Genomic DNA, 1,958 nt, shown 5'->3' on the forward strand with positions numbered 1-1,958 from the left:
CGCAGCCCGCGCTGGCCGGTGGTCAGCAGGTCCTTGATGGCCATCTTCTTGGCCCGGTCGACGATGTTCTGGATCATCGCGCCGGAGTTGAAGTCCTTGAAGTACAGCGTCTCCTTGTCCCCGTTGGCGTAGGTGACCTCCAGGAACCGGTTCTCGTCGGTCTCCTCGTACATGCGCTCGACGGTGTGCTGCACCATGCCCTGGATGCAGGCCGCCGGGTCGCCGCCGAACTCGGTGAGGTCGTCGGCGTGCAGCGGCAGGTCGTCGGTCAGGTACTTGGCGAAGATGTCCTTCGCGCCCTCGGCGTCCGGGCGCTCGATCTTGATCTTCACGTCGAGGCGGCCCGGCCGCAGGATCGCCGGGTCGATCATGTCCTCGCGGTTGGAGGCGCCGATGACGATGACGTTCTCCAGGCCCTCGACGCCGTCGATCTCCGAGAGCAGCTGCGGCACGATCGTGGTCTCCACGTCGGAGGACACGCCGCTGCCGCGGGTGCGGAAGATCGAGTCCATCTCGTCGAAGAACACGATCACGGGGGTGCCTTCGGAGGCCTTCTCCCGCGCCCGCTGGAAGATCAGCCGGATGTGCCGCTCGGTCTCGCCGACGAACTTGTTGAGCAGCTCGGGGCCCTTGATGTTGAGGAAGAAGCTCTTGGCGTCCTTGTGGTCCTCGCCGCGCGCCTTCGAGACCTGCTTGGCCAGCGAGTTCGCGACCGCCTTCGCGATGAGCGTCTTGCCGCAGCCGGGAGGGCCGTAGAGCAGGACGCCCTTGGGCGGGCGCAGCTTGTACTCGCGGAACAGGTCGGCGTGCAGGAACGGCAGCTCCACGGCGTCGCGGATCTGCTCGATCTGCCGGGAGAGGCCGCCGATGTCCTCGTAGCGGACGTCCGGCACCTCCTCCAGCACCAGGTCCTCCACCTCGGCCTTGGGCACCCGCTCGTAGGCGAAGCCCGCCTTGGAGTCGACCAGGAGCGAGTCCCCGGCCTTGAGCGGGGAGTCGAGCAGCGGCTGGGCGAGCCAGACCACCCGCTCCTCGTCCGCGTGGCCGACGACCAGCGCCCGCGCGACGGAGCCCTCGGCCCCGCCGTCGTCGAGCACCTCGCGCAGCGCGCACACCTCGCCGGTGCGCTCGAAGTCGCCGCCCTCGACCACGGTCAGCGCCTCGTTCAGGCGCACCGACTGACCCATGACCAGGGAGGACGCCTCGACCGACGGCGAGACGGACACGCGCATCCGGCGGCCGGACGTGAACACGTCGACCGTGCCGTCCTCGAACCGGGCGAGGAAGACGCCGTACCCGCTGGGCGGCTGCGCCAGCCGGTCCACCTCCTCGCGGAGCGCGAGGAGCTGGCCGCGCGCCTCGCGGAGGGTGTCGATGAGCTTGGTGTTGCGCTCGGTCAGCTGGTTGACGCGCTCGGTGGCCTCGGCCAACCGCTGCTCCAGCAGGCGGGCGTGTCGTGGGGATTCCGTCAACTTGCGGCGGAGCAGCGCGATCTCGTCCTCGAGGAACCTGATCTGCGCCGTCAACTCGCCGGAGCTGCTGCCATTGCTCAGCTCGCCGCCCTCGTCGGGCTGGCTGCCGGGATGACCGTGCGGCATGTCGGCGCCCTCCTCCCGTGTTCGTACGACAACGGTACCGGCGATCACCGACAAAAGCGGCCACCTCGGCGGGCTGCCGGAGCGGCGGGTGATCACCGGGTTCGACATGTACGGGGGGTGAACTGCTCCATCTCGGTGTCACCGCGCACCGCTCACCCGGTGCGGCGCGCGTGCCGGTGACGCCCCACCGGCTGTGTCCGGGCAGTGTCCCCGGCGTGAACGGGGAATTCCAGGGGATTGCGCCGGTCGCACCCCGGCGGGCCCCTCGGGCGCCGGGGTCGCGGGCGGGGTGATCGGGGCCGCAGCCAGGCGAGTTCGGCTCGCGGCGGGGCGTCGGCGGGCCCGCGGCGCGCCCCGGCG

General features: G+C 70.5%; 1 protein-coding gene. It reads right to left on the reverse strand.

Annotated features, from left to right (window positions below; genetic code table 11):
* Positions 1-1,598, reverse strand: a 1,598-nt coding sequence (gene arc, locus ACTUAL_RS01365; RefSeq protein ID WP_440898978.1) for a proteasome ATPase, incomplete at its 3' end; no start/stop codon positions are given.
* Between the last annotated feature and the right edge of the window lie 360 nt (positions 1,599-1,958).

The organism is Actinosynnema sp. (genome assembly GCF_052038725.1).